We start from the raw sequence: 25153 nt of genomic DNA on the forward strand, positions 1-25153 counted from the left end.
AAAAATGAAGAAAGGAAGTAATCATTTTATGGAAAAATTAAAGTTGTTAACATTTGAAAATATAGTAGAACCTCTTTTAAACGAAAGTGTATCATTTATATATTTTCCTATTGAATGGCTCGATATTGTAGAGATACATTATAAGACATTTTTATTAACGAGTAAGTTGAAACGATTGAATGAAAGATTATATGATATGTTTTCTGATATATTATTTATTCAGCATAATCCATATGTATTAAATGAAAATACACCATGGATTATATGTAAAGAACCTATTAGAAAAGAACAACTTGATTATATTTTTCAAAGTTGGTATGAGATTATTCATGATTGGAAACCTAATAAATTAATAGATTCACCAAAATATGAATGGCATTACGATTTAATTTCTAATTTAACAGTATTACATGATAATGAAGTATATTCTAAGTGGGTGCCCGCTTTAATTTCACATATTTTTTGTGAGCGGTCTTTACAGTTAAAAAACATACACGAAGAAGATATATATTTTTCTCCTCTTAGATCACAAAATATTTGCGAAGCTATGTCAGAGCCTATTAAAGACGAAAAAACACAAGATTATTTTGCCTATGTATATCGGTTCGAATGCATAACGCGCGGAGGCGAGAATATTCCATTATTAAGTGTTTCAATAGGAATTCGGAGATTTTATCAAGAATATAACCATCCAGATATTCCTTTGCTTTTGAGGCGAAAACGAGGCATGATTTTAATTTCTACTCCAGAATTTGCATCGAATAATAAAAAAGTTCGGTTTGTAAAACTAAAAGTGCAACAAGCTACAAACGGTATAAAGTGGATAAAGATATTTAGAAATTTAAAAGATGATTTTCATATAGGGGGAGAAGTTGAATTAGAGCATATTCTTCAATATCCGAAAGAATATATATTAGGAGAAAATCTTAGGGTGTTACTTCCATACAATGAGAGAATATATAAAGTTCAAGGTACGAAAATAAAACCCGGTATAAAAGTAAAGGAAAGAGAGTATTTATTTAAAGGGTTTCAGCAAAAATTCACTTATTTCACATTACTACCAGAATGTAAGAAATTAGCAATAAATAATGAAAATGAATTATTCCCTTTAATTGCCCCAAAAGGATTAGAGACTATAACGTTAGAAATATGGTCTGAAAAAATATCGATGGAAGTAGAACAAGCGTTATTTGAAAGTGAAATTGTGTTAGCTCAAATCGGTGAGTCATCATACGTATTAAATGCAGAGTCACCAGTATTGTTAAAGATAGTAAGATGTAATATTGAAAAAGTATTGCAAAACCCATATAAAATGCAATATTGCCAGAAATATAAAGCGAATTTAGTAGAGGATGTTATGAAAGCGGTTTACGCTACTGCAGGTGAGCGTAATGATGCGACATTAGCGTTAATCGCAATGGAAAATTGTGATGGGCGTGAAAAAATTGATCCAAAGCAAATTGTTAGAGAAGGGTTTGCGCGTACAAACCGTATTTCGGCATTTATTAATTTATTTATAGGTCAAAGTGTATCTCGTAAAACTATTATACATTGTATTTTTAACTTATTAGAACAAAGAGGGTTTATGAAACATAGTTGGAACAAGATAAATTTAACTTGTACATATGTTAATTTATCAATTGAACGAATCTCGAAATTTGATTTCTTACCTATTTTTTCACAAATAAAAGGAAAAGAAATTTCATATAAATTATATGGGAATACAGAATGGCAAACGATTGATCGTTTATTATTACATGTAAATAAACATAATACCTTTTTACCACAACCTTCAAAAAGAAATGATATGGGAATTCAATTTAAACAATTTGTTTTTGAAACATTAACAGGAATTTTACAACATGCAAAAGAGCAAAATGAGCAAGTATACTTCATTATAGATGCGAATGTAAGAAAACATTGGATAAAAGAGTTACAAAATAAAAAAATTGATATAGATAATTTCCCTGACATTGTTCCAGATGTGCTAAAGGTTCCAAACTTAAATGCTGTAAGAATAAATACATCTTTTGATGTACCAAAATACGGTGTGATAGGATGTGATGACGTACTGGATAGTACGGGTTTATATATAGATCAAAAAGGAATGTATTATAGCATTGGTGAGCATTCGTCTAATGGTAGTGAAACATTACATCGATATATACTTGAAATATTACCGCTAGGTGTAAAAGCTGTTGAAAGGAACTATATTGCCAAAATGGTACATTACATGTGCTGTAATTCAAGTATGCTTTTGGAAAAGAATATACACATGCCATATTCCATGCATATGGCGAAAGTAATAAAAAGTTATATGACTGATATAGATGCAAGAGAGTTTAAAGAGTTTGATGATGAACTGGATGTAGATATAATAAAGATAGAAAAGAAAGAGTCAATTATACTACTGTAAATAATAGACAAATCCTGCTCCTTATATCGGTCAGGATTTGTCATTTTTTCATGTAAATAAGGATATCATTTGTCATGTAACTTCTCTTTTACGTATTTACTTTATTTGCATACAGGATTAAGATGTTTTTTAGAAATAAAAACATTTTATTTGGAAAAGTAATATGAATTGATTCAAAAGAAATTTGAAAGGAATGAGGAATTGTGAAGAAGTTAGATGTGCTATTAATGTTATTGAGCGGCCTCTTTCCAGTTGCAGGAATTATGAAGCAAATCCCACTAGAACAATCTTTATATATTGGAGGCCTTTTATTTTTCACTAGTTTTGGTAGCTATTTTGCGAAAAAAATATATTCACGTATATGTAGCTGGGTAGCTTATGCGCCATTTATAACATTACTGTTAGTAATTTGGCATCAAGATATTTCAACAAGTTCAATTATAGCGAACGCGAAGATTGCCGCTTGTGTCGCTTTAATTCCATGTTTATTCCGTTTTCGTACATATGGACTTACTTTCGGTTTATTCGCATTATGGGCCGCTTTATTATGGGATATAAAAGAAGTACAGTCGTTAGTCATACTTGAACGTATGTCGAGTTTAATGATAAGTAATTTCAAATACCTTATGCTTTTAGTTGGCGGGCTTATATTAGGTGGGTTAATCGCCATGTTATTACACCGTAAAGAGGAAGATAATAAAGAAAATATAAATCTATTTCAACAAAAAAAGAAACGTAAAAAGCTATCATTTAAGATTCCACTTCCCAAATTACCAAAATTAAAGATGAAATTATTTAAGTTTGGTGGAAAAGTATCAAAACGAAAAACGCCAGAAAAAATACGTGAGCATAATTACGAAGAACCAGCTTCAGCTGCAACATATGAAATGGCAGAGCAAATACAACAAGGTACTGCTCAAGGACAAACGAGGATGGAACGTCGTAGAAATAGGTATAATGTATAAAAAATTTTAGTAAACCCTTTAATGATTTAGCATTAAAGGGTTTTTTATGTAATTAAATATAGATTGCTAATGTGGAACTTGTAGCATACTCTAAAGTTGAGGACTTAAATAAAATAATAGGAGGACAAAATGCTTATTATTACATATATTTCTGTCTGTATATTATTTTTAGTTAGCTTTTTACATGTTTACTGGGCTTTCGGAGGTAAGTGGGCGACAAATAGTGTCATTCCAACAAAAGCTGGAGAAAAGGCGTTTATACCAAGTGTAGGAATGACATTGTTTATTGCTTTATTATTAAGTACGGCCGCAATAATTTTATTACAACAAACAAATCTTGTTCATTTCGCAGTTCCTAATATATTTGTTCAATTGGGATCATGGATTTGTATGATTGTTTTTTTCCTAAGAGTAATTGGTGAGTTTCATTATTTTGGTATCTTTAAGCGAAAAAAAGATACGCGTTTTGCTAGATTGGATACTGTTTTATATATACCACTTTGTGGATTTTTATCTTTATCATTTTTATTAGTAATTATTACGTGAACATTTAAATTCCGCTTGTTTTTTTCACAATGAATATAAACGTAAATTGGCAATTGTAAAAGTGAGAAATCTAGGAGTGAATAAAAAGGATGTTAGCGCCTTCATATCGAATTATAGATTATTATGAAAGGCGGGTGCACGATGAAGTATGTAAAAGTCAGTATGAATGGCGGGAGTGAACATAAATTCTCGATGACTTTAGAACGGTTTGAAGAACTTATTACAACAGAGAATGGACTATTAGAAAATAAATTAGTTAGTATTGAAAATGTAATGATTAATCCTACTAATATATCTTCTGTAGTTGAAAAAATTGGTGTACCGGCCAAGTTTATGGAAGCATAAAAATTAGTAAATAAAAAACATCCACGAGGATGTTTTTTTATTTATAAATATGTTAATTGTACAATGAATTTATGAGGAGAATTTATAGTGATACTTCGTACATGCACAAAAAATAAGTACAAGCATATATTAGATAGTGGGACAAGACCTTCGTGTCCTACTTAATACTTAGAAAAACCTCTATCACATGAGAGCATCCCATTGTAGGGTGCTCTTTTTTTATCCCGCTCTTTACCTTTCAATTTTAAACATATCTTTGATGTTAATAAATATTAAAAATAATATAATAGCAAAAATTAAGTTAGATAAATAGAAATCTTGATGAAATAGTAGTTCAAATATGACATCGAAAACATATAATAAGGCGATAGTAGGTAATATACAAATAAATATAAATCTCCAATTTTTTAAATAATGTTTATAAGTAGTAAATATTTTCTCCATACATATAGCTCCTGTATTTTTTATTTTCTATATAATTATAACATTTAAATAAACGGATTTACAAAAGGATATTTAGTAATTCAGAATTGTAGGGAGAGATTTTGACGGAAAAGTAGATAGCTGCAGCAAATTGATTAATTAATGCTTTGAATTTAAAAAAACTTTTAAAGAATGATAGTAAAGTGATACACTATAATCTACGTTATTTTTGAAATGAATAGAGGGATTTATATGATAGATAAAATCAAAAATGTTGTAGAGGATATGTATGAAGATGAAGCAAAACATTTACTTCAAAGTATTCTAATTCAGTTAAGTTTATTAGAAGAAAATTATAGTGAAGATACGATTAAAAATTTGATGGATATTCCTAATCAACTAACGAGTAATACATCTTATAAAAATGTAAAAGAAAGCTCACACGTACATATTGCTTTTGATGATTCAACAGCTGGATGTTTAAAGTATATGCTTGGTCAAGAAGATCGATTAGAAGAGATGGTTGTTGCTTTTTCTGAATTCTTTTCAATTGGGCCGATAAACAAGTTACATATGAATGAGGGACAACTAGCAAGACAGAAATGGTTAGTAAACAACTTAACTGCTTATGAAAATTATTTTGAAGAAGAGTATTTATCAAGATTTTTAGAAACTATGGAAGAACTACATACTATCCCTATTGATACGCCTATTACAATTTGGAAAGCTAATAATGCTCATGAACATGTAGGTCTATGTTTTGTAATGGCACAATTAAAAGATAATAAAAACATTCGCGTTATGAATACATCTGAAGCAAGTAAAGAAATATTAAAAAAAGAGTATGCTATTCGTGGAACTGGAGAGTTAGCACCTGAAAGTTTAGCTCTAATTCAAAAAAGTTTTGTAGAATTGCCGTATTTAACTGTAGAGGAACGTATGCAGTTTGAACATGAGTGGGATTGTCTATCGAAAAGTACGGAATTTTTAAGAGTTTGGACAGACAATGAAGTTCGTTCTGTACAAAAAAATTATTTTGATCAATTTATTATTGAATGCGCGAAAAGTATAGGTGCTGATCGAGAGTTCCTAAAAGCTCCTAGAGTAATTGGTGAAGCACTTGGTCTTGTAGAGCAGCTAGTTGGCGATACGTTTTTAGAATATCGCTTAAAGGAACTAATAAAAAAAGAAGTATTTGAATTTGAAGGTTCGTTAGATGAAATGCGTTTTTATAGTGTGAAGTTGAAATAGAATTTAAACAAAAAATCCTCTTCTATTAAAGAATTAGAAGGGGATTTTTGTTTGGATAATAGGGAGTTTTTCCTTTATAGAAGTTTCATATAAAAAGAAATTTCATATACTATATAGAGTTTACTAATAATTAGGAGGAATAGTTCATTGAACAATCAGTTTTGTTCATGTCAAGCATATGATGCTCCAAAGTTACTACCGCCATCTAAGCCTCCAAATTTACCTTCTACATTTGCTAATCCTATACAAACAGGCCAAATGAGATCATGGATGTGTAATTGTCTAGGGAGATGGGGTTATTTAAGATTATATATACCCGGTACTTTTGGAAGAGATTTATGGTTTTTTCCAACAGAAGTTCGGCGGTATGATGTATCGGGATATACTTGGCAAGATGGCTATCGTTTTAAAGTAACGTACCAATATAAACAAATTAGTAATTTTATGTGTTTTGCTTAATGCAAATAGGAGAGATTTATTATAGATCTCTTCTATTTTTATTTTGTAACACTTTTATATGAATTTGGGCTATACATAAGCTTCCTATAGAGCGCTTATCACATATGAATGTTAAAGGTACTGAATGAAAAGTAGGTGATTTATTAATATGTATAACCAGCAAAATTATCCATATGATCAAGGGATGTATTATAATCCACAAAACTACGGGTATGAACCTGTAAATGAAGTGAGGGATATGGAACAAGAAGATTATAGACCAGATGATGCGGAGGATGCTCCAACGTCACCACCACCATCTCAAGCTCCATCGTTACCATCTACATTTGCTTCTCCAGCACAACCAGGCAATATGAAATCATGGATGTGTAACTGTCTAGGAAGATGGGGCTTTTTACGTTTACATCGTCCAGGACCTTTCGGAAGAGACTTATGGTTCTTTCCGACTGAAGTGAGAAGAAACGGAGTATCAGGTTACACTTGGCAAGGTGGTCGTCGTCGTAAAGTAAGCTACCGCTATCAACAAATTAGTAATTTCATGTGCTTCGCATAAAGAAAAGTGAGAGAGTAGAAAGATTTTACTCCCTCACTTTTTTATTTTTCAATATATGAAGTAAGATTTTGATTAAAAATTTACAATTTTCACGTTTTTATTAGAGTATAATGCATATGTTGGTTGGTTTTCAAAAACATATGGGAGTGAGGGAATACGATGTCAATGAAAAACAAAGTTGGACTAAGAATAGAGGATGGCATTAATTTAGCTTCAGCTCAGTTTAAAGAAGATGCATATGAAATTTATAAAGAATCTCGAAAAATGCAACCTATCTTATTTGTGAATAAAACTGAATTAGGTGCAGAGTGGCTTATTACAAGATATGAAGATGCTTTGCCACTATTAAAAGATAATCGCTTAAAAAAAGATCCGGCCAATGTATTTTCTCAAGATGCATTGAATGTCTTTCTTACTGTTGACAATAGTGATTATTTAACGACGCACATGCTAAATTCAGATCCACCTAACCATAATCGCTTACGATCACTCGTCCAAAAAGCTTTTACACCGAAGATGATCACGCAATTGGAAGGAAGAATACAGGATATTGCAGATGATTTGTTAAATGAAGTCGAGCACAAAGGTTCATTAAATCTTGTTGATGATTATTCGTTCCCTTTACCGATTATTGTAATAAGTGAAATGCTTGGCATTCCAAAAGAGGATCAAGCGAAATTTAGAATTTGGTCTCATGCTGTCATTGCTTATCCAGAAACTCCAGAAGAAATAAAAGAAACTGAAAAGCAACTATCAGAGTTTATTACATATCTCCAATATTTAGTTGATGTTAAAAGACAAGAACCAAAAGAGGACTTGGTGAGTGCTTTAATACTTGCAGAGAGTGAAGGGCATAAACTTAGCGCTCGGGAACTATATTCAATGATAATGTTACTAATTGTGGCGGGACACGAAACAACTGTAAATTTAATTACAAATACGGTATTAGCGCTTCTTGAAAATCCGAATCAATTACAGTTATTAAAGGATAATCCAAAATTAATTGATGCAGCTATTGAGGAAGGGTTACGATATTATTCTCCAGTTGAGGTTACAACTTCAAGATGGGCAGATGAATCTTTTCAAATCCATGACCAAACAATCGAAAAAGGGGATATGGTTGTCATTGCATTAGCTTCGGCAAACCGCGATGAAACAGTATTTGAAAACCCAGAAGTATTTGATATTACTCGGGAGAATAATCGTCATATTGCATTTGGCCATGGGAGCCATTTCTGCTTAGGCGCTCCACTTGCTAGGTTGGAAGCAAAGATTGCTATTACGACTTTGTTTAATCGAATGCCTGATTTGCAAATAAAAGGAAATCGTGAAGATATTAAATGGCAAGGTAATTATTTAATGCGTTCTTTAGAGGAATTACCATTAACATTCTAGAATATTTATTTTAAGACATGCATACATCGAAAATGCTTTACATAGAGTATGTATGTGTTATTTAAATTCGAAACGGAAGGGTGAACACATCCCAATGATCAACTAATTCTATTTGTAAGAGATCTTCGTTAAAAAACGAAATATTCTTCTGAATAGGATTAGTCTGTACATTTATAGAAAAGGGATGTATTTCGCTCTGCGAATATATAGTCTTTTTATATGATTTGTGCTGCCTCCTGTTCAGAACATGAAATAGGGGGCTTTTTTATGTCGACAAATGTAGAAACGAAACAAAATACTGGGGTATCACAAGTGTTGAAAAATCGGTTTGTGCAAGGTATTTTAGCATCAGCATTATTTTTACAAGTAGGGATATGGGTTCGAAACTTTGCGGTATTATTATATGTAATGGAAATGACAAAAGGTGATGCTTTTGCTATTTCGATGATTTCAGTTGCGGAGTTTGCTCCAATTTTCATCTTTTCTTTTATTGGCGGAACGTTTGCTGATAGGTGGAAGCCGAAGAAGACAATGATATGGTGTGAAACGTTAAGTTCTATTTCAGTATTTGCTGTATTAATTACACTTATGTTTGGTACGTGGAAAATTGTGTTTTTTGTCACGCTTATTTCTGCAATCCTTTCACAGTTTTCTCAGCCATCTGGCATGAAATTGTTTAAACAGCATTTATCGGCGGAACAGATCCAACTAGCCATGTCTATATATCAAACAATATTTGCGATTTTTATGGTATTAGGGCCGATTCTTGGAACATTTATTTTTCATAGTTTTGGAATTTATATTTCAATTATCATAACAGGTATCGCTTTTTTACTGGCAGCTGCTGTGTTGTTATTTCTTCCGAAAGATCTTGAGAATGATAATGATAAGAAAGAAATCACGCTACTACAGGAGATGCTTGATGGTATTAAATATGTGAAAAAGAAAAAAGCATTAACTTTACTAGGGCTTTGTTTTATGGCGGCAGGACTAGGTATAGGATTGATTCAGCCATTAGGTATATTTATCGTAACTGAGCAGTTAGGTTTATCAAAAGAGAGTTTACAATGGTTACTAACAGTAAATGGCGCGGGTATGATTGTTGGCGGAGCTTTAGCGATGGTATTTGCGAAAAACGTAGCTCCGCAAAAGATGTTAATTATAGGGATGCTCGGTCAGGCGATTGGCATTGGTATTATAGGTTATTCGACGAATTTATGGGTGACACTTACAGCACAACTTTTTAGTGGGTTAGCTCTTCCTTGTATCCAAATAGGTATTAATACACTCATTATCCAAAATAGCGATACTGATTTTATTGGTCGTGTAAATGGCATTTTAAGTCCGTTATTTACCGGTTCAATGGTAGTAACGATGAGTATTGCTGGCTCATTAAAGGAGATGTTTTCATTAAGTATGATGTATGAAGGGACCGCTTTACTTTTTATAATTGGATTATTATTTATTTTACCTATATACAATTTAAAGCCAGTAATAGCGGTAGAGAGTGAAATAAATGGTAAAGGAAGTGCTGTACAACATGAGTCCTAATCCAAATGTTAAATATCCTATTGAAGGAAATCAAAATGTCCATTTTATAAAAAATACAATAACGAAAGCTAATATACTCGTTGGAGACTATTCATATTATGATGCGAAAGATGGAGAAACATTTGAAGATCGAGTATTACATCATTATGAATTTTTTGGAGATCGTCTTATCATTGGAAAGTTTTGTTGTATTGCAAATGGAGTTACCTTTATTATGAACGGAGCGAATCATCGGATGGATGGATTTTCGGTATATCCATTTAATATATTTGGGAATGGGTGGGAGAAGTATACACCTAATTTGTCTGATTTACCTTACAAGGGGGATACAGTTATAGGAAATGACGTTTGGATTGGTATGGATACAACGATTATGCCCGGAATAAAAATAGGGGATGGTGCAATCATTGCAGCTAAATCTGTTGTGACTAGAGACGTCGCACCATATACAATTGTTGGAGGGAACCCTGCCAATAAAATAAAAGAACGATTTACAAATACAATAATAGAAGAATTATTGCAAATTCAATGGTGGCATCTTGACATAAAAATCATAACTGAAAATATAGATGCAATTGTACAAGGAGACATTGAACCATTAAGAAAGTTAAAAAGGGAATAAAAAATGCATGGCAAAGAGTATCATACCTCCGAATTTTGTTAATGATAATAGAACAAGGAGGTGTGATACTATGGCACAAGACGTTTTATGTGAAGTAAACAACTGTAAATTTTGGGCAAACGGCAATAAATGTAGCGCAGATGCAATTTATGTAGTAAGTCATAAAGGGAAACAAGCATCTACTACAGAAGAAACAGATTGCAAAACTTTCGATCCAGAAGTATAAATTTTGGAGGGTAGCCAAATCGTGGTTGCCCTTTTATTAATTATAGTATTGATAATAAATCTCATTTTCATTCATTGTTTTTAACTTTTCTTTTTATTTTTTCATATTTTCTTCATAAGTGATGTAATCCAGAGCAATTCATGTTCAATACGCGATTTACTAAATTCAATTTCAGATATGTTAGTGTATTTTCTCTAACTTGTGATCATTCATTCAAATAATAATCTAAAGATTGCTTTTTTATTCCTTCCCTTGCTTTGTCTCCAAGTTCTAAAGAAATTCGCCACTTTAGATATTCACTTTCAGTTAAATCTCTTTTTTCAAACGAGATAACTTGATGAACAAACTTCATCGCTGCGATATGTGATAAGAGAGAACCAATAGTGTTTGAACTACCGTTTGGTAAAAAATCTAAATCACTTTGGTTTAAATTGGAGATTTCGCTCAATGTAACATCTCTTGTATGTTCAAGCATTGTTACAAGTTCTCTAATCTTATTTGAATAGTTTTCTCTTGAAATTATTCTATAATCTATCATATATATCCCTCCAATTCATGCTAAGCATAAGTTTACCAATAAAATAAAAAAACAAAATATGGAAATTTATGCAAAATAATGATATGATTTAATTGAATATAAAGAAAAAGGAAACCTGTTTTTATCAGTGTTACCTTATCCAAGACTAAATTTTACTCATACATCATTTTTTTGATGTAGCTCTTGAAGATAAAAACTATTTAATTTTCAAGGAACAGTTATTAACTTAAAACTTATTATACGAGGAGGGTGTATCATGAAAAAAATATGCTTTGTATTAATTGTCGACGCTGGTATAAATTATGGTTCAATATTTTCTCTACCAATTTTAAGGAATCAGGATGATTTGAAGGGATATTTTTCTAAGTATTATAATGTTTCAATTAATTATATTAGGGATAAAAACTCAGTTGACTATTTGGTAGTTCCCAAACCGTGTCCACCTTTTGATAATGAAAATAATCTTCCAATAATTGAAGTACCAGCAATCTTATTTATGAAAAAGGATTTTGAAAAAATAAAGACTTATATAGACAATTATTTTTCTAATAACTCATAAAGAAAATAAAAGTACAGTAAAAAGAAGTCCGATAAAAAACGAGTGGCGTAGAATATTTCTATTAATCATTCGTTTTTTATTATATTTACATATCAGTCTATCGCAAATGAACTTGTACAACATATTGGGAAATATAGTGAGGTTAATATCGTTGAAGAGTTTGCTGCACCTTTACCTGTTATCGTCATATCCGATTTATTAGGAGTGCCAACAACTGACCGTAAAAAATTAAAGAATGGTCTGATATTTTATTTATGCCGTATAGTAAAGAAAAGTTTAATGATCTGGATGTGGAAAAGGGTATAGTACTAAATGAATTTAAAGCATATCTTCTACCGATCGTTCAAGAAAAGAGATACCATTTAACCGATGATATTATTTCGGATTTAATAAGAGCTGAATATGAAGGTGAAAGATTAACCGATGAAGAAATTGTAACTTTTTCTTTAGGTTTATTAGCGGCAGGCAATGAAACAATTACTAATTTAATTATTAATAGCTTTTATTGCTTTTTAGTGGATTCACCTGGAACATATAAAGAATTAAGAGAAGAACCTAAATTAATTTCAAAAGCAATTGAGGAAGTATTACGCTATCGCTTTCCCATTACATTAGCTAGGAGGATCACAGAGGATACAAATATATTTGGACATTTTATGAAAAAGGATCAAATGATTATTGCATGGGTAAGTGCAGCAAATTTAGATGAGAAAAAGTTTTCGCAAGCCTCTAAATTTAATATACACCGAATAGGAAATGAAAAGCATTTAACATTAGGTAAAGGTGCTCACTTTTGCTTAGGGGCACTACTTGCACGTTTAGAAGCTGAGATTGCATTAAGAACTTTCATAAATACCTTTGAAAAAATAGAGTTATCTCCATCGTTCAATTTAGAAAAATGTCTATTGGAAAATGAGCAAACGTTAAATTACTTACCTATTCTTTTGAAAACTAGGTAAATCGCTCAGCAAGGTACAAATTTACTGTACCTTGTTTTTTTATTTCTCAATTGTAAATTTTTAGTTGGTTATTTAGTATGGAGGTGTGTGAAAAAGAATGGAGGAGGACGCTTATGTTAACGTGTAATGGAAGTAAAACGTTTCAAACGTTTATTAAAGCTGTAACGGATTTAATGGATAGTAATTTATTAGAAGATCAAATTGTTTGTGCGATTGAAAAATTACTAGAAGAACTTTTAGAAAAGAAAACATGGCTTCCGTTAGAAAAACAGAAGGCGAATTCGGCTCAATACGCACGACACTTGTTATATGAAGATCCTTTTAATCGTTTTGAAGTATTAGCTCTTGTATGGAAGGATGGACAATCTACACCTTTACATGATCATGATGGTACATGGGGAGTAGAAGGCGTTTTTACAGGAAGAATAATGGTGCAAAACTTTATACAAACTAAGCAGCTTGAAAATTCACTTGTTTATTTAACGCATACAGGAAATCTTTATTTGGGAGAAGGAGAAACAGATAAAGTCATTCCACCAGCTGATTGTCATATTCTTGAAATAGCTAAAAATGAAAGCGTTGTCACTATTCATATTTACGGAAAGCGTTTAGAAAAATTTAAAATATATGTCCCAACTGAAGAAAAGAATGTGTACATGTGTGAGACGAAATATATTAGTTATAGTTCATAGTTTAAAATCAACAGCTTTTAAAAAAAAAGAAAAGCTGTTGATTTTATTTTTAATTATTTCTTGACCTGAAACGCTTTTCATAAATTATAAATAAGGAGTACTTCACGAAATCAGTATGAAAACGATACCTTTCGTTCAATATAAATTCGTGTATATATAGAAAGTGGTGAAGAAATAATGAAATTAATCGCAATTGATTTAGATGGAACTCTTCTTTCCGGGAATAAAATGATTAGTAAGGAGAATGCAGAAGCAATTCGAAAATGTCAGGAAGCGGGCCATGTGGTAGCAATTTGTACAGGGCGTTCGATCGTCGACATTGAAAGATTGTTGTTAGAAGTTAATTTAGAGTGTCCAATTATTGCGGAAAATGGTGCGCTTATATATAAAGATAAAAAAATGATGAAACGATATCCAATTCAAAATATGCAGGCGCTTGAGATTGTGAATTATCTTGAAGAAAATGGCCTATATTATCAGCTTTATACTAATAAAGGTGTGTACGTACCGGATTACGGAGTAGAGAGTGTACGTAAAGAAATTGAGTATGTGAAAAATTCAAAAGAAAATATTGACTTGAAAGAGTTAGAAACGATTGCAGCATTATATCTTGAACATACAGCATTTTATAGTGCAGAAAGTTGTAAACCAATTGTAGAAACAGAAATACATGTGCATAAGCTTTTACCATTTTCTTATGACATAGAAAAATTAAAAAAGTTAAAAGAAACGTTTCTGCATAATACTGATTTAGCAATTACATCTTCATATTGGCATAACTTAGAGATTAATCACCGAGATGCTCAAAAAGGAAAAGGGTTATATACTTTAGCAGAACATCTAAATATTCCGGTTGAAAATACTGTAGCGATAGGTGATGGGCTAAACGATGTATCTATGATGGAAAAAGCAAACATATCAATTGCAATGGGAAATGCAGTCGAAGAAATAAAAGCGATGTGTCAATACGAGACATTATCAAATGAAGAACACGGTGTTGCACACGCTTTATATAAATATGTAATGTAATATAAAAAGAAAAAAAGAATCCAAATAGATTCTTTTTTTCTTTTTATTAGGGGTAAGGTATTCTATGAGATTCATAGAAGCCTTATTACATTTTATTATATAGAATATATTGGAATAAATGTTTAAATTTTTCATAATAATTGTGAAAAATTTATGAACTTTATATTTTTTGTATTTTTATACTGCTAAAAGCGATATGAATGATACTATTTTCATAGTTAAATGTATGCATGATGGCGCGCTTTCGGTTGCTTGTCAAATTAAAATTGATGTTTGATGGAATACATAACGATTAATGTTTCATTTTATACGTAAATTCTCCCCTTTTTAATTGAAAAATAAAATTTGTTCGAATAATTATTCTGCAGCTATATACCTAAAGGCACATTCTTCGTATAATGGAGAAGTATAAAATTTGAATTTGTATTAATTTTACATATTGAGGTGAAAAAGGAATGAATGCGCGGCTAATGGAACTTATTGATGTGAGTACAATAGAAACCATGGCAGAACAATTTTATAAATTAACCAACATATCACATCAACTTCTTGATGCTGAAAAAGAATGTATATTTTCTTTTGGAATAAATGAGATGAAAATATGTAAACTTCCCAAAATTGAAATCCCCATTTTTTTATACAATCAACATTTAGGATCTTTTGTAGTATGGTCAAACAAAAGTGACATTTTCAATTGTCAAAAATACTTTGAAATGCTTTCAAATCTAATTATAGATGGAGCAACAAAGGTATTTCAAAGTAAAAATACAACGTTGCTTTCTCGAAAAGAGGAGGAACTACATACGATTTTACAAAACATGCCTGTTATGGTTGATGCGCTTGATTATAATGGGGATTTTGTTTTGTGGAATCGGGAGTGTGAAATTGTAACAGGTTATACAGCTGAAGAAATAATAGGGAATCCAAATGCCCTACAATTATTGTACCCAGATCATAATTATCGTCACCAAATACAAACGAAATTTTTAACTTGTGGAAAAAATTTCAGGGATTGGGAAATGCACTTAACATGTAAAAATGGTGAAATAAAAACAATCATGTGGTCCAATATATCAGAACAGTTTCCTGTAACAGGGTATAGCTACTGGGCTGTTGGTGTAGATATTACACATTTAAAAGCGATAGAAGAGCAGTTAAAACAACAAACGTCTGAGTTGGAATTAATTTTCAAGGCTTTACCAGATTTATGTTTCTTAACAGATGATGAAGGTACTATCATAGATTATAAAGCAGGATCCCCTACAAAATTTTACGTACCCGCAGAAGCTTTTATGGGGAAAAAATTTTACGAAGTATTACCCTCTTCAGTAGCACAGCAATTTCAGGAAGCCATTCATCAAGTGCAGGGAAAAGGAACGAATGTGATTGTTGAATATCCACTTACAATTAATGGGAGTATTGATTTCTTTGAAGCTAGATGCTTACCATTATTACATGATAAAATTATGATCATTGTACGTGATATTACAGAACGGAAAAAGACAGAAGAATTGCTAAACAAATCAGATACACTTGCAGCAATTGGTCAATTAGCAGCTGGTGTAGCTCATGAAGTGAGGAACCCATTAACTGTCATTAAAGGGTTTATACAGTTATTTCAAATTAATAAAGAAGATCAAGAAAAATATTTTGATCTAATGCTTTCTGAAATTGAAAGAATAGAAGCGATTCTTCAAGAGTTTTTATCAATTGCTAAAACAGATGAGATAAATACAGAACAAAAAAATATTTATCAAATTTATAATAATGTCGTATCGTTAATGAATACAAAAGCAATTATGACGAATATTCAAGTGGAACTATATGCAGACACCAAAGACATAAGTATTGAATGCTCAGAAAATCAATTGAAACAAGTGTTTATTAATATTTTGCAAAATTCAATCGAAGCTATGCCAGATGGCGGGAAAATTACAATTCATATAAAAGAGATAAACGATGAAGGTGTCATTATTCATGTAATTGATGAAGGAATAGGGATACCTGAAGAAAGAATTAAGAGATTAGGTGAGCCTTTTTATAGTACGAAAGAAAAAGGTACCGGTATCGGATTAATGCTAAGTTATAAAATCATTGAAAGTCACCAAGGGAATATAAGTATTTTGAGTGAGGTTGGAGTCGGGACAACAGTAACGATTTACTTGCCGAAAACTCAGAGTGAAAAATCTCTATCAAATTATGATGATAGATTCGATTCAATACGTCCAATTATTAACTCATAAATTACTAAATCCCCAATAACCAAAAGTTAAGCTTTCGGTTATTGGGGATTTTTATATTTAATTTAGTAAACTTTACCTTTTCTTAACCTTTGTTTTAATTTCTATTAAGTTTTTATCAGTATATTAATATTTGTACAAAGTACTGTATAGAAAATGTGCATTACTTTTAATATATAGATTCAATTATTATTAGAAATTCTGTAAGGAGGAGATTATGACAAGGTGAAAAAGCATGAGAAAAAAAGTGGCAGAGCAATACCGACGCGGTTAAATATTTTATTTCTTTGTGTATTTTTATTATTTTCTGCAATGATTATACAGTTAGGTAAAGTGCAAATTTTCGATGGAGAGACTTATAAAAATGAAGTAGAAAAGAGAGAAAATGCAACGGTGAGCCTATCTGTACCGCGTGGAAAAATATTTGATCGAGAAGGGAATCCAGTTGTTGATAATAAATCTTTACGCACGGTCACGTACACAAAGATGAAAGGCGTAAAATCAGAAGATATATTAAAAACCGCAAACAAACTTGCAGACATAATTGGAATGCCGCAAGAAGATATAGCTAAGTTAACTGAGACAGATAAGAAAGATTTTTGGATGCAATTAAATCCAAAGCTGGCTGAAAAATTAGTATCAAAAAAAGAAATAGATACATTTAGAGAAAAGGATATTAGCGGCAAGAAGCTAGATAATAAAATAGAAGAGTTAAAAAGAAAACGTGTTACAGATAAAAATCTTCAGGAATTAACAGAGAAAGATATAAAAGTGTTAGCTATTAAAAGTAAGATGACTTCTGGTTATCAAATGGCTCCTCAAATTATTAAAAAAGATGTTAGTGAAAAGGAATTTACTATAATTAGTGAAGGTTTAGCAAATCTCCCAGGTGTAGACGTATCGGTTGATTGGGAGAGAGTGTATGTCAATGATGGGTTATTCCGATCTGTTCTGGGAAATGTTTCTAATTCCGATGAAGGATTACCGAGTGAACGATTAGATTACTACTTGGTACGTGATTATAGCCGAAATGATAGGGTTGGAAAAAGTTATATCGAGCAGCAATATGAAGATGTACTTCATGGTACAAAAAAAGAAGTAAGAAGCGTTGCAGATAAACAAGGTAATACAATTAGAACGGAAACCGTTTCCGAGGGGAAAAGCGGTAAGAATTTGACTTTAACAATAGATATGGAATTACAGAAGAAAGTAGAAGAAAGTATTGAAAAAATATTAAAGGTATATAAAGGGTCAGAATCCATGTTGGACCGTGCTTTCGTTGTGATGATGAATCCGAAAAACGGACAAGTATTATCAATGGCTGGGAAAAGACTTGTAGAAAAAGACGGAAAAACAGAAGTTGAAGACTATGCATTAGGCACAATGACTAGTTCTTATGAGCTTGGATCAACAGTTAAAGGTGCGACGGTTTTAACTGGATTTGAAACGAAAGCTATAACACCAGGTACTTATTTTTATGATGCACCTATGAAGTTTAAAGGAACTAAGGAAAAAAAATCTTGGAAGGAGTTTGGAAATATTGATGATTTAAGAGCGTTACAAGTCTCTTCAAACGTTTATATGTTTCATACAGCATTAAAAATTGCAGGTGTGGATTATGTGAAAAATAGTTCATTAAATATTAAACAGGAGTACTTTGATAAAATGAGGTATTATTTCAGGCAATTTGGATTAGGTGTTCCAACGGGTATCGATTTACCGAATGAAACAGCTGGACAAATTGGTAAAAAAGATAATCAACCTGGTTTCTTACTAGACTACTCAATCGGACAGTATGACACCTATACGCCACTTCAGCTTGTACAGTATATTTCAACAATCGCAAACGGTGGATATCGAATGAAGCCACAAATTGTTCAAGAGGTAAGAGAGCAAACGTCGCAAAAAGATGAGATTGGTAAAGTGATGCATTCAGTAGAACCAATCGTTTTAAATAAGATAGATATGAAAGAGGAATATATAAATCAAGTAAAAGAAGGATTTAGAAGGGTATTCCAAGAAGGTGATGGAACAGGAGTAAGGGCGTTCCAAAAAGCATCTTATAAGCCAGCAGGGAAAACAGGTACAGCACAGACAGTATACGGTGGAGAAAGTGATATTGGCAGAAATGAAAAAGGTGAGCGAAGAGAATGTTATAATTTAACGTTAGCAGGATATGCGCCATATGATAACCCTGAAGTAGCATTCTCTGTAGTTGTGCCGTGGGTTATGAATGATAAATCTGGTATTAACTCTGATATTGGAAAAGAAGTTTTAGATGCTTATTTTGAATTAAAAAATAAGCGATTGACTGGAGAAACTACAAAAATGGATAGCTCTCAAGAAGATTAAAACATATGAAATGTTATAGAAACTAGAGTCGTCTTATTTAGGAATAGATTCAAAATGGGTGTTAAAGAGGGAAAATCATTCTATCAACTATTCACGTTTTATAAAATAAATCATATATTGATAGCATAGGACAAGCTGAAAAGCTCATTCTAACCTCACAGAACACTCCTTATCACGGTTAGGCATCTACTTATGTAGATGCCTTTTTTAATTTAATAACTGACAAATTATTTATCCATCTAAAGTAGCAGGTATATTAGTACTATTAGGTGAAGATTGGGGGTAATAATTACAGTATGATTAATAAGAGCATTGAAATGTAAGGAGTGAGAAATAAGTGCTACATATTTTAATGGTTAATTTTCCAGCAGAGGGACATATAAATCCTACATTAAGTTTAGTCAAAGCCTTTACTGAACAGGGTGATCACGTACATTATATTACAACAGAACACTTTAAAGGCAGAATAGAAGATTTGGGAGCTACTGTATATACTCATCCAGATTTATTAAAGGAGATTTCTATTGACTCTGAATCTTCAAATGGTCTGAATTCTTTCTTTCATGTACATGTTCAAACTTCATTATATATATTAGAAATTACGAAACAATTATGTGAAAGCATACATTTTGATGTCGTAATTTATGATATATTTGGTGCTGGAGAGTTAGTAAAGGAGTATTTACAAATTCCAGGCGTAGTTTCTTCTCCTATCTTTTTAATTTCTCCAGAATTTTTGGAGACATTACCTTTTCATCCAAATGCAGAAATACAATACCGACCCGATGAACTTTCTGAAAAGTTACTATCTCAAATGGAGCATGAATATGGAGTAAAGCCCAAAAATAATCTTCAATTTATGCATAATAAGGGGGATATTACTCTCGTGTACACAAGTCGTTATTTTCAACCTAATAGCGACTCGTTCGGAGAAAATAATATTTTTATTGGGCCGAGTATTTCAAAGCGTAAAACAAATGTAGAGTTCCCACTTGCATTGCTTAAAGATAAGAATGTTATTTATATTTCAATGGGAACACTGCTTGAAGGACTAGAACCATTCTTTAATACTTGTATTGATAGTTTCTCAGATTTTGAAGGGATAGTCGTAATGGCAATTGGTGATAGAAATAATCGTTCTAAAATTAAGAAAGCGCCAGACAATTTTATAATTGCCCCATACGTACCCCAATCAGAAATATTAAGTGAAGCAGATGTCTTTATTACACATGGCGGTATGAATAGTGTGCATGATGCGATTCATTTTAACGTCCCATTTGTCATAATTCCACATGATAAAGACCAGCCGATGATAGCACAAAGATTAACTGAGCTTGAAGCAGCACATCGGTTATCGAAAGAGCATGTTAATGTGCAAACTTTAAAAGATGCGGTAACAGACGTTCTTTTAAATGAAAAGTATAAGCATGGTATACGAAAACTAAATGATAGTTTTTTAGAATGTGGTGGTTCTAATGAAGCAATTGCAGTTATTAATTCGCTTTTAAATAAATAGTTTGGACAATATAAAAGCATAGAGGTTCTACCTTTATGCTTTTATATTATTATCCTGCAAACTCCACAGCAGTATTTGCATGTAAAAAAGCAGTATCAAAAACAGGAATAGTAAGGTCATTTTGGGAAATAAGCAATGGAATTTCAGTACATCCTAGTAATATACCTTCTGCGCCATTTTGAATTAATGATTTTGTAATTTGTAATAGCTTTTCTTTTGATGTTTCTGAAATAATTCCTTTACTTAATTCATTTAAAATAACATGATGAATAAAATTTCTTTCCTCTTTATTTGGGATGATTGTCTCAATGTTATAATTCGCTAGACGTGATTTATAGAAGTCTTGTTCCATCGTTTGTTTCGTACCCAATAGTCCGATACGCTTTATATTCTGTTCTACCATTTTCTTTGCACTTACATCACCGATGTGAAGGAGTGGTATTGATATTGCTTGTTCTACATCTTCAGCAAATAGATGTACCGTATTGGAACACATTAGTAAACATTCAGCACCAGATTTTTCAACTTTTTTTGCAACAGTGACTAATTCATTTTTCACTTCTTCGTATTGATGATTTTGTAATAAAGTAGTTACCTCACCAAAGTCCATGCTATATAAAACAAGCTTTGCATTTTGATCATATTGAGAAAGTGTAAGTGTATTAATATGTTTATAGTATAACGATGTAGATTCCCAACTTAGCCCACCAATTAAACCGATTACTTTCATCATACATTCCTCCCGTAATCACTTTTAATTTATTATTTCATAATTCCGATAAGAATACAATGATTTAAATGTACTGTTCAAAGAAAAATAAAAATAATTAGAAAAGTGTTGAAATTTATGTTTCTTAGTGCCATAATACGAATTACAAATTAATACTTATCCAGAGAGGTGGAGGGAACGGCCCTATGAAACCTCAGCAACCCCTATGTACATTTATAGGAAGGTGCTAATTCCGCAGAAGACACGATGTGTTTTTTGGAAGATAAGAGGATTCTTGAACGTGAAAGAAAATGACCTCTTATATTAGAGGTCATTTTTTGTTGTATAGAAAGGAATTGTCGATGCATAATTCATTTTCAAAATAAATATAGAGTAGTAAAAGTTGACTAATATGAGAGGGGAATTGTAATGAACAAATTATCAACGAAGTTAGTAGTGGCAATCGGAATTGGAGCAGCATTATACGGGATATTGGGACTTTGGGGATTTTCTATTGCACCAAATACATTTATTAAACCTGCACTAGCTATTTTAACTGTTTTTGGAGCCTTATTTGGTCCAGTGGTAGGATTGTTAATAGGACTTATAGGTCATACCGTAACAGATACAATCGCTGGCTGGGGTATTTGGTGGGGGTGGGTTATTAGTTCAGGCATTATCGGCTTTGCAATGGGGCTCATCCAAAAAAGAGTGGGCTTTAGTGTGAAAAACGGGACATATAATAAGGGAGATATTTCTTATTTAGCCATTATTGGGTTAATTGGTATTGTCATTGCTATTATATTTGCGGGTGCATTCGATATTATTGTCATGGGAGAACCGTTTGACAAAATTGTTATACAAGTATTAGGAGCTACAATTGCTGATGTTATTGTATTTTTAGTTCTTGGATTGCCAATTACAATAGGTCTAGCTAAATCTAATAAGAAACATACACATTTAAAAATTGAAAAGTAGGGATGTTAATATGCAACCAATTATTTCTTTTGAACAATTCAGTTTTCAATATAAGCATGCAGCACAGCCTACTGTAAAAGACATTACATTTTATATATATCCTGGAGAAAAAGTACTAATTGCTGGACGAAGTGGTTCAGGGAAGTCAACATTAGCTCATTGTATAAATGGGCTAATCCCGTTTTCTTATGAAGGAATTAGTACTGGTAATATTTTAATTGCTGGAAAAGACCCGAGGAAAGAGAGTGTTTTTGAACAGAGTAAACAGGTAGGAACAATTTTGCAAGATCAAGATGCTCAATTTATTGGTCTTACAGTGGAAGAAGATGTAGCTTTTTATTTAGAAAATGAATGTGTAAATCAGGATGATATGAAAAAGATTGTTTCGGACTCATTAAAAAAGGTAAAGATGCATACTTTTCATAAACAAAGTCCGCATGAATTATCTGGAGGGCAAAAACAAACTGTTTCTTTAGCAGGTCTGTTAACAACAAATGCGGATATATTATTGTTTGATGAACCGTTAGCAAATTTAGATCCGATAAGCGCCTTGCATACAATAGAACTTATTAAAGATATACATAAACAATATAATAAAACAATTGTAATTATTGAACATCGAATTGAAGAAATGTTAAACCTGGATTTAGATAAAATTATTTTAATGGATGAAGGTGAAATTATTGCGATAGGGACACCAGATGAGATATTAACGTCAAATATATTATCATCTATTGGCTTAAGAGAACCTATGTATATTGAAGTATTAAAGAAATTACAGTTTGATAGTAATAATGATGTAATATACCCAATTAAAAATCTTCATAGAGAAAGTGTTAGTAGCGTAATAAATGAGTGGATGGAGAAACAAGATTTTTGTAAAGATACACCTACAAAAAAAGAATTATTGAAAGTAGAGAATTTGTCATTCTCATATCCTAATAAACAAAAAGTATTAGGCAACTTAAATTTTTCCATATATGAAGGGGAGATTGTAGCACTTTTGGGCCATAATGGAGCCGGGAAATCAACATTAGCTCATAGTCTTGTAGGGATAAACAAAACAAATAATAGGATTTTAATTGATGGAGTAAATATCAATTCTTGGTCTATTCGTAAACGAGGTGAGGTTATATGTTATGTGATGCAAAATCCAAATCATATGATTACACAACCTACTGTTATAGAAGAAGTTTCATTTTCATTAAAATTTAAAAAAATTTCAAAGGAAGAGGTTAAACTTAGAGCAGAAGAAGCGTTAAAAATTTGTGGTTTGTATCCATTTCGAAATTGGCCAATTCAGGCATTAAGTTATGGACAAAAAAAGAGATTAACAATAGCATCTGCACTAACAACAAATCCGAAACTTATCATTTTAGATGAACCGACTGCGGGACAAGATTATTATCATTATAAACAGTTTATGTCGTTTATTAGAAAACTAGCTTCAAAGGGAATTCCTTTTATTTTTATCACACACGACATGAATCTTGCTTTAGAATATGCTGACAGAGCGATTGTTCTACGTGAAGGGGAAATCATTGCGAATAATTCTGCTTCTATGGTATTAGGGGATTCAGAAACGTTACAAAGAGCGAATCTAAGGAAAAGTTCTTTATTCGAACTAGCTAAATTTAGTGGGATTTCAAATCCTGAAAGGTTTATGGAACTTTATTTTGATACTAATAGGAGGGAGGAAGGTGTATAGTACATATTTTCATCGCATGGATGGAGCAGTGAAGTTGTTGTTATTTATTATTTGTATGACGCTTACTTTTTTATTTTTTGATTTTCGCGTATTGCTCTTTGTATTTATAATTGGATGTATCGGAATTCTAATTGCTAAAATTCCATTTCATAAAATCATTATTGTTTTTACTGTTATATTTACATTTAGTTTATTAAATTCTTTCATGATCTTATTTATTACACCAACACATGGATCTGAATTAACCGAATCATATACTTCGTTTGTACATATTGGATACGCAACAATTACTTATGAAACATTATTTTATGCAGTTACACTTTCATTAAAATATTTTACATTATTACCATTTACACTTATTTTTATTTATACGACTGAACCAAGTGAATTTGTGAGTAGCTTAAGTAAACTTCGAATTCATTATAAGATTACCTATGCGATAAATATTGCATTACGTTACATACCTGATATTCAGTCCGAATATAAAATTATAAAACATGCGCAAGAGGCGAGAGGAGTAGCTTTTGAAAAAGGAGAAGCAAGTTTATGGACTCGTATGAAAAACCGTGTCTTAATTTTCTGGCCCCTAATTATTCATTCACTAGATAGAGTCGATACAGTTTCAAATGCAATGGATTTAAGAGGGTTTGGAAAGAAGGATAAACGTACGTGGTTTTATACAAATAAAGCAAAAACCGGAGATTTCATTGCTTTATTTGTAGGTGTTTTTATTTTAATTGTTGCAGTGTATTTAAAGTTACATGTATTTCAAAACTTTTGGTATCCATTTTAAAGCATTGTCAAATGAGTGCTTTTACTTATTTTTATATAGACATGCTCAAAAAAGGGATATTCACATAATGTATAATACGAACCAGTTAAAATGATCAACTACCTATTAGTTTTCAAACCAAAAGGAGGAGAAAATATGAGTTACGGTGGTTCTTGTGGTTTTGGTGGAGGTTTCGCTTTATTAGTTGTGTTATTCATTTTATTAATTATTGTTGGATGCAGCTGTTGGGGCGGAGGGTACTAATTTCTAATTAGTCTCCACAAACGTAAACTAAAAAAACATAGAAGATACTTATGTATCGAAACAAATAAAAAAGGAGCATAATTGC

The 25153-nt window shown here is 31.6% G+C and carries 22 protein-coding genes, 4 pseudogenes and 1 riboswitch; of the genes and pseudogenes, 22 read left to right on the forward strand and 4 right to left on the reverse strand.

The genetic code is table 11. From position 1 onward, the window contains the following. The first annotated feature begins 28 nt into the window (after positions 1 to 28). From FS742_RS05230 to FS742_RS05245, 4 genes are all read left to right on the forward strand, one after another. Positions 29 to 2416, forward strand: coding sequence for an RNaseH domain-containing protein (locus FS742_RS05230; protein ID WP_144611472.1), 2388 nt, complete (start codon positions 29 to 31; stop codon positions 2414 to 2416). Positions 2417 to 2619: 203 nt separating this feature from the next. Then, complete coding sequence (locus tag FS742_RS05235; RefSeq protein WP_144611473.1) at positions 2620 to 3381, forward strand: DUF3959 family protein; 762 nt, start codon at positions 2620 to 2622, stop codon at positions 3379 to 3381. Between the two features lie 129 nt (positions 3382 to 3510). Beyond that, positions 3511 to 3927, forward strand: a complete 417-nt coding sequence (locus tag FS742_RS05240; protein ID WP_144611474.1) for a DUF3995 domain-containing protein — start codon at positions 3511 to 3513, stop codon at positions 3925 to 3927. 141 nt (positions 3928 to 4068) lie between these two features. After that, a complete protein-coding gene (locus FS742_RS05245) occupies positions 4069 to 4272 on the forward strand; it encodes a hypothetical protein (RefSeq protein WP_000878375.1) in 204 nt (67 codons plus the stop codon). Positions 4273 to 4503: 231 nt separating this feature from the next. On the opposite strand, the gene FS742_RS05250 is transcribed toward FS742_RS05245, so the two are convergent. Then, positions 4504 to 4716, reverse strand: coding sequence for a hypothetical protein (locus tag FS742_RS05250; RefSeq protein ID WP_144611475.1), 213 nt, complete (start codon positions 4714 to 4716; stop codon positions 4504 to 4506). A 231-nt stretch (positions 4717 to 4947) separates the two neighbouring features. Here FS742_RS05250 and FS742_RS05255 point away from each other — a divergent pair, with 231 nt between their 5' ends. The 7 genes and pseudogenes from FS742_RS05255 to FS742_RS05290 all read left to right on the forward strand — a co-directional run bounded on the left by FS742_RS05255 (position 4948) and on the right by FS742_RS05290 (position 10752). After that, on the forward strand, positions 4948 to 5946 hold the full coding sequence (locus tag FS742_RS05255) for a DUF1835 domain-containing protein (protein WP_144611476.1): 999 nt from the start codon (positions 4948 to 4950) through the stop codon (positions 5944 to 5946). A 174-nt stretch (positions 5947 to 6120) separates the two neighbouring features. Next, positions 6121 to 6405: pseudogene (locus FS742_RS05260) on the forward strand (hypothetical protein); the annotation flags it as partial. 148 nt (positions 6406 to 6553) lie between these two features. Beyond that, positions 6554 to 6958: a hypothetical protein gene (locus tag FS742_RS05265; RefSeq protein WP_000282697.1), complete on the forward strand. Its 405-nt coding sequence runs from the start codon at positions 6554 to 6556 to the stop codon at positions 6956 to 6958. A 159-nt stretch (positions 6959 to 7117) separates the two neighbouring features. Continuing rightward, entirely contained in the window at positions 7118 to 8353 is a 1236-nt protein-coding gene (cypA, locus tag FS742_RS05270) for a cytochrome P450 (protein WP_087956248.1), read from the forward strand. 267 nt (positions 8354 to 8620) lie between these two features. After that, positions 8621 to 9904 carry an MFS transporter gene (locus FS742_RS05280; protein WP_144611478.1) on the forward strand — a complete coding sequence of 428 codons (1284 nt, stop codon included), beginning with the start codon at positions 8621 to 8623 and terminating at the stop codon, positions 9902 to 9904. Continuing rightward, a complete protein-coding gene (locus tag FS742_RS05285) occupies positions 9894 to 10526 on the forward strand; it encodes a Vat family streptogramin A O-acetyltransferase (RefSeq protein WP_144611479.1) in 633 nt (210 codons plus the stop codon). The genes FS742_RS05280 and FS742_RS05285 overlap by 11 nt, the downstream gene beginning before the upstream one ends. A 70-nt stretch (positions 10527 to 10596) precedes the next feature. Further along, a complete protein-coding gene (locus tag FS742_RS05290) occupies positions 10597 to 10752 on the forward strand; it encodes a DUF1540 domain-containing protein (RefSeq protein ID WP_000046091.1) in 156 nt (51 codons plus the stop codon). Between the two features lie 101 nt (positions 10753 to 10853). On the opposite strand, the pseudogene FS742_RS05295 reads toward FS742_RS05290, so the two are convergent. Both FS742_RS05295 and FS742_RS05300 read right to left on the reverse strand, forming a co-directional pair. Continuing rightward, positions 10854 to 10922 (reverse strand): annotated as a pseudogene (locus tag FS742_RS05295) (PadR family transcriptional regulator); the annotation flags it as partial. 38 nt (positions 10923 to 10960) lie between these two features. Then, a pseudogene (locus FS742_RS05300) lies at positions 10961 to 11290 on the reverse strand (hypothetical protein); the annotation flags it as partial. A 256-nt stretch (positions 11291 to 11546) separates the two neighbouring features. On the opposite strand from FS742_RS05300, the gene FS742_RS05305 reads away from it, so the two are divergent. The 7 genes and pseudogenes from FS742_RS05305 (at position 11547) to FS742_RS05335 (ending at position 20637) form a co-directional block, all read left to right on the forward strand. Then, on the forward strand, positions 11547 to 11849 hold the full coding sequence (locus FS742_RS05305; RefSeq protein ID WP_144611481.1) for a hypothetical protein: 303 nt from the start codon (positions 11547 to 11549) through the stop codon (positions 11847 to 11849). A 93-nt stretch (positions 11850 to 11942) separates the two neighbouring features. Further along, a pseudogene (locus tag FS742_RS05310) lies at positions 11943 to 12808 on the forward strand (cytochrome P450); the annotation flags it as partial. A 113-nt stretch (positions 12809 to 12921) separates the two neighbouring features. Then, a complete protein-coding gene (locus tag FS742_RS05315; protein ID WP_144611482.1) occupies positions 12922 to 13500 on the forward strand; it encodes a cysteine dioxygenase family protein in 579 nt (192 codons plus the stop codon). 177 nt (positions 13501 to 13677) lie between these two features. Next, the gene (locus FS742_RS05320; protein ID WP_144611483.1) at positions 13678 to 14529 is read left to right on the forward strand and encodes a Cof-type HAD-IIB family hydrolase; all 852 of its coding nucleotides are present in this window, start codon (positions 13678 to 13680) and stop codon (positions 14527 to 14529) included. A 455-nt stretch (positions 14530 to 14984) separates the two neighbouring features. After that, positions 14985 to 16772 (forward strand): PAS domain-containing sensor histidine kinase, encoded by a 1788-nt coding sequence (locus tag FS742_RS05325; RefSeq protein WP_144611484.1) that lies wholly within the window; start codon positions 14985 to 14987, stop codon positions 16770 to 16772. A 222-nt stretch (positions 16773 to 16994) separates the two neighbouring features. Further along, on the forward strand, positions 16995 to 19121 hold the full coding sequence (locus tag FS742_RS05330) for a peptidoglycan D,D-transpeptidase FtsI family protein (protein WP_144611485.1): 2127 nt from the start codon (positions 16995 to 16997) through the stop codon (positions 19119 to 19121). 337 nt (positions 19122 to 19458) lie between these two features. Further along, positions 19459 to 20637: a macrolide family glycosyltransferase gene (locus tag FS742_RS05335; protein ID WP_144611486.1), complete on the forward strand. Its 1179-nt coding sequence runs from the start codon at positions 19459 to 19461 to the stop codon at positions 20635 to 20637. 49 nt (positions 20638 to 20686) lie between these two features. Here the strand turns inward: FS742_RS05335 and FS742_RS05340 are convergent, their stop codons facing one another. Further along, positions 20687 to 21370, reverse strand: a complete 684-nt coding sequence (locus tag FS742_RS05340; RefSeq protein WP_144611487.1) for an aspartate/glutamate racemase family protein — start codon at positions 21368 to 21370, stop codon at positions 20687 to 20689. A 150-nt stretch (positions 21371 to 21520) separates the two neighbouring features. After that, positions 21521 to 21636: riboswitch (SAM riboswitch) on the forward strand. 139 nt (positions 21637 to 21775) lie between these two features. On the opposite strand from FS742_RS05340, the gene FS742_RS05345 reads away from it, so the two are divergent. The 4 genes from FS742_RS05345 (at position 21776) to FS742_RS05360 (ending at position 25068) form a co-directional block, all read left to right on the forward strand. Beyond that, on the forward strand, positions 21776 to 22324 hold the full coding sequence (locus tag FS742_RS05345; protein WP_144611488.1) for an ECF-type riboflavin transporter substrate-binding protein: 549 nt from the start codon (positions 21776 to 21778) through the stop codon (positions 22322 to 22324). Between the two features lie 10 nt (positions 22325 to 22334). Next, positions 22335 to 24032 carry an ABC transporter ATP-binding protein gene (locus tag FS742_RS05350; protein ID WP_144611489.1) on the forward strand — a complete coding sequence of 566 codons (1698 nt, stop codon included), beginning with the start codon at positions 22335 to 22337 and terminating at the stop codon, positions 24030 to 24032. Further along, the gene (locus FS742_RS05355; RefSeq protein ID WP_144611490.1) at positions 24025 to 24825 is read left to right on the forward strand and encodes an energy-coupling factor transporter transmembrane component T family protein; all 801 of its coding nucleotides are present in this window, start codon (positions 24025 to 24027) and stop codon (positions 24823 to 24825) included. Before FS742_RS05350 ends, FS742_RS05355 begins: the two co-directional genes overlap by 8 nt. A gap of 135 nt (positions 24826 to 24960) precedes the next feature. After that, positions 24961 to 25068, forward strand: a complete 108-nt coding sequence (locus FS742_RS05360) for a YjcZ family sporulation protein (protein ID WP_000120182.1) — start codon at positions 24961 to 24963, stop codon at positions 25066 to 25068. Positions 25069 to 25153: the final 85 nt, after the last annotated feature.

It is taken from the genome of Bacillus cereus (assembly GCF_007678085.1).
Taxonomy (GTDB): domain Bacteria; phylum Bacillota; class Bacilli; order Bacillales; family Bacillaceae_G; genus Bacillus_A; species Bacillus_A cereus_BE.

Excerpts from the sequence above, each read along its gene's own strand:
- FS742_RS05315 (WP_144611482.1), top strand. The coding sequence starts at position 12,922 with ATGTTAACGTGTAATGGAAGTAAAACGTTTCAAACGTTTATTAAAGCT.
- FS742_RS05360 (WP_000120182.1), top strand. The coding sequence starts at position 24,961 with ATGAGTTACGGTGGTTCTTGTGGTTTTGGTGGAGGTTTCGCTTTATTA.
- FS742_RS05285 (WP_144611479.1), top strand. The coding sequence starts at position 9,894 with ATGAGTCCTAATCCAAATGTTAAATATCCTATTGAAGGAAATCAAAAT.
- FS742_RS05350 (WP_144611489.1), top strand. The coding sequence starts at position 22,335 with ATGCAACCAATTATTTCTTTTGAACAATTCAGTTTTCAATATAAGCAT.
- FS742_RS05320 (WP_144611483.1), top strand. The coding sequence starts at position 13,678 with ATGAAATTAATCGCAATTGATTTAGATGGAACTCTTCTTTCCGGGAAT.
- FS742_RS05305 (WP_144611481.1), top strand. The coding sequence starts at position 11,547 with ATGAAAAAAATATGCTTTGTATTAATTGTCGACGCTGGTATAAATTAT.
- FS742_RS05265 (WP_000282697.1), top strand. The coding sequence starts at position 6,554 with ATGTATAACCAGCAAAATTATCCATATGATCAAGGGATGTATTATAAT.
- FS742_RS05245 (WP_000878375.1), top strand. The coding sequence starts at position 4,069 with ATGAAGTATGTAAAAGTCAGTATGAATGGCGGGAGTGAACATAAATTC.
- FS742_RS05345 (WP_144611488.1), top strand. The coding sequence starts at position 21,776 with ATGAACAAATTATCAACGAAGTTAGTAGTGGCAATCGGAATTGGAGCA.
- FS742_RS05255 (WP_144611476.1), top strand. The coding sequence starts at position 4,948 with ATGATAGATAAAATCAAAAATGTTGTAGAGGATATGTATGAAGATGAA.
- FS742_RS05280 (WP_144611478.1), top strand. The coding sequence starts at position 8,621 with ATGTCGACAAATGTAGAAACGAAACAAAATACTGGGGTATCACAAGTG.
- FS742_RS05340 (WP_144611487.1), bottom strand. The coding sequence starts at position 21,370 with ATGATGAAAGTAATCGGTTTAATTGGTGGGCTAAGTTGGGAATCTACA.
- FS742_RS05240 (WP_144611474.1), top strand. The coding sequence starts at position 3,511 with ATGCTTATTATTACATATATTTCTGTCTGTATATTATTTTTAGTTAGC.
- FS742_RS05230 (WP_144611472.1), top strand. The coding sequence starts at position 29 with ATGGAAAAATTAAAGTTGTTAACATTTGAAAATATAGTAGAACCTCTT.
- FS742_RS05325 (WP_144611484.1), top strand. The coding sequence starts at position 14,985 with ATGAATGCGCGGCTAATGGAACTTATTGATGTGAGTACAATAGAAACC.
- FS742_RS05290 (WP_000046091.1), top strand. The coding sequence starts at position 10,597 with ATGGCACAAGACGTTTTATGTGAAGTAAACAACTGTAAATTTTGGGCA.
- cypA (WP_087956248.1), top strand. The coding sequence starts at position 7,118 with ATGTCAATGAAAAACAAAGTTGGACTAAGAATAGAGGATGGCATTAAT.
- FS742_RS05250 (WP_144611475.1), bottom strand. The coding sequence starts at position 4,716 with ATGGAGAAAATATTTACTACTTATAAACATTATTTAAAAAATTGGAGA.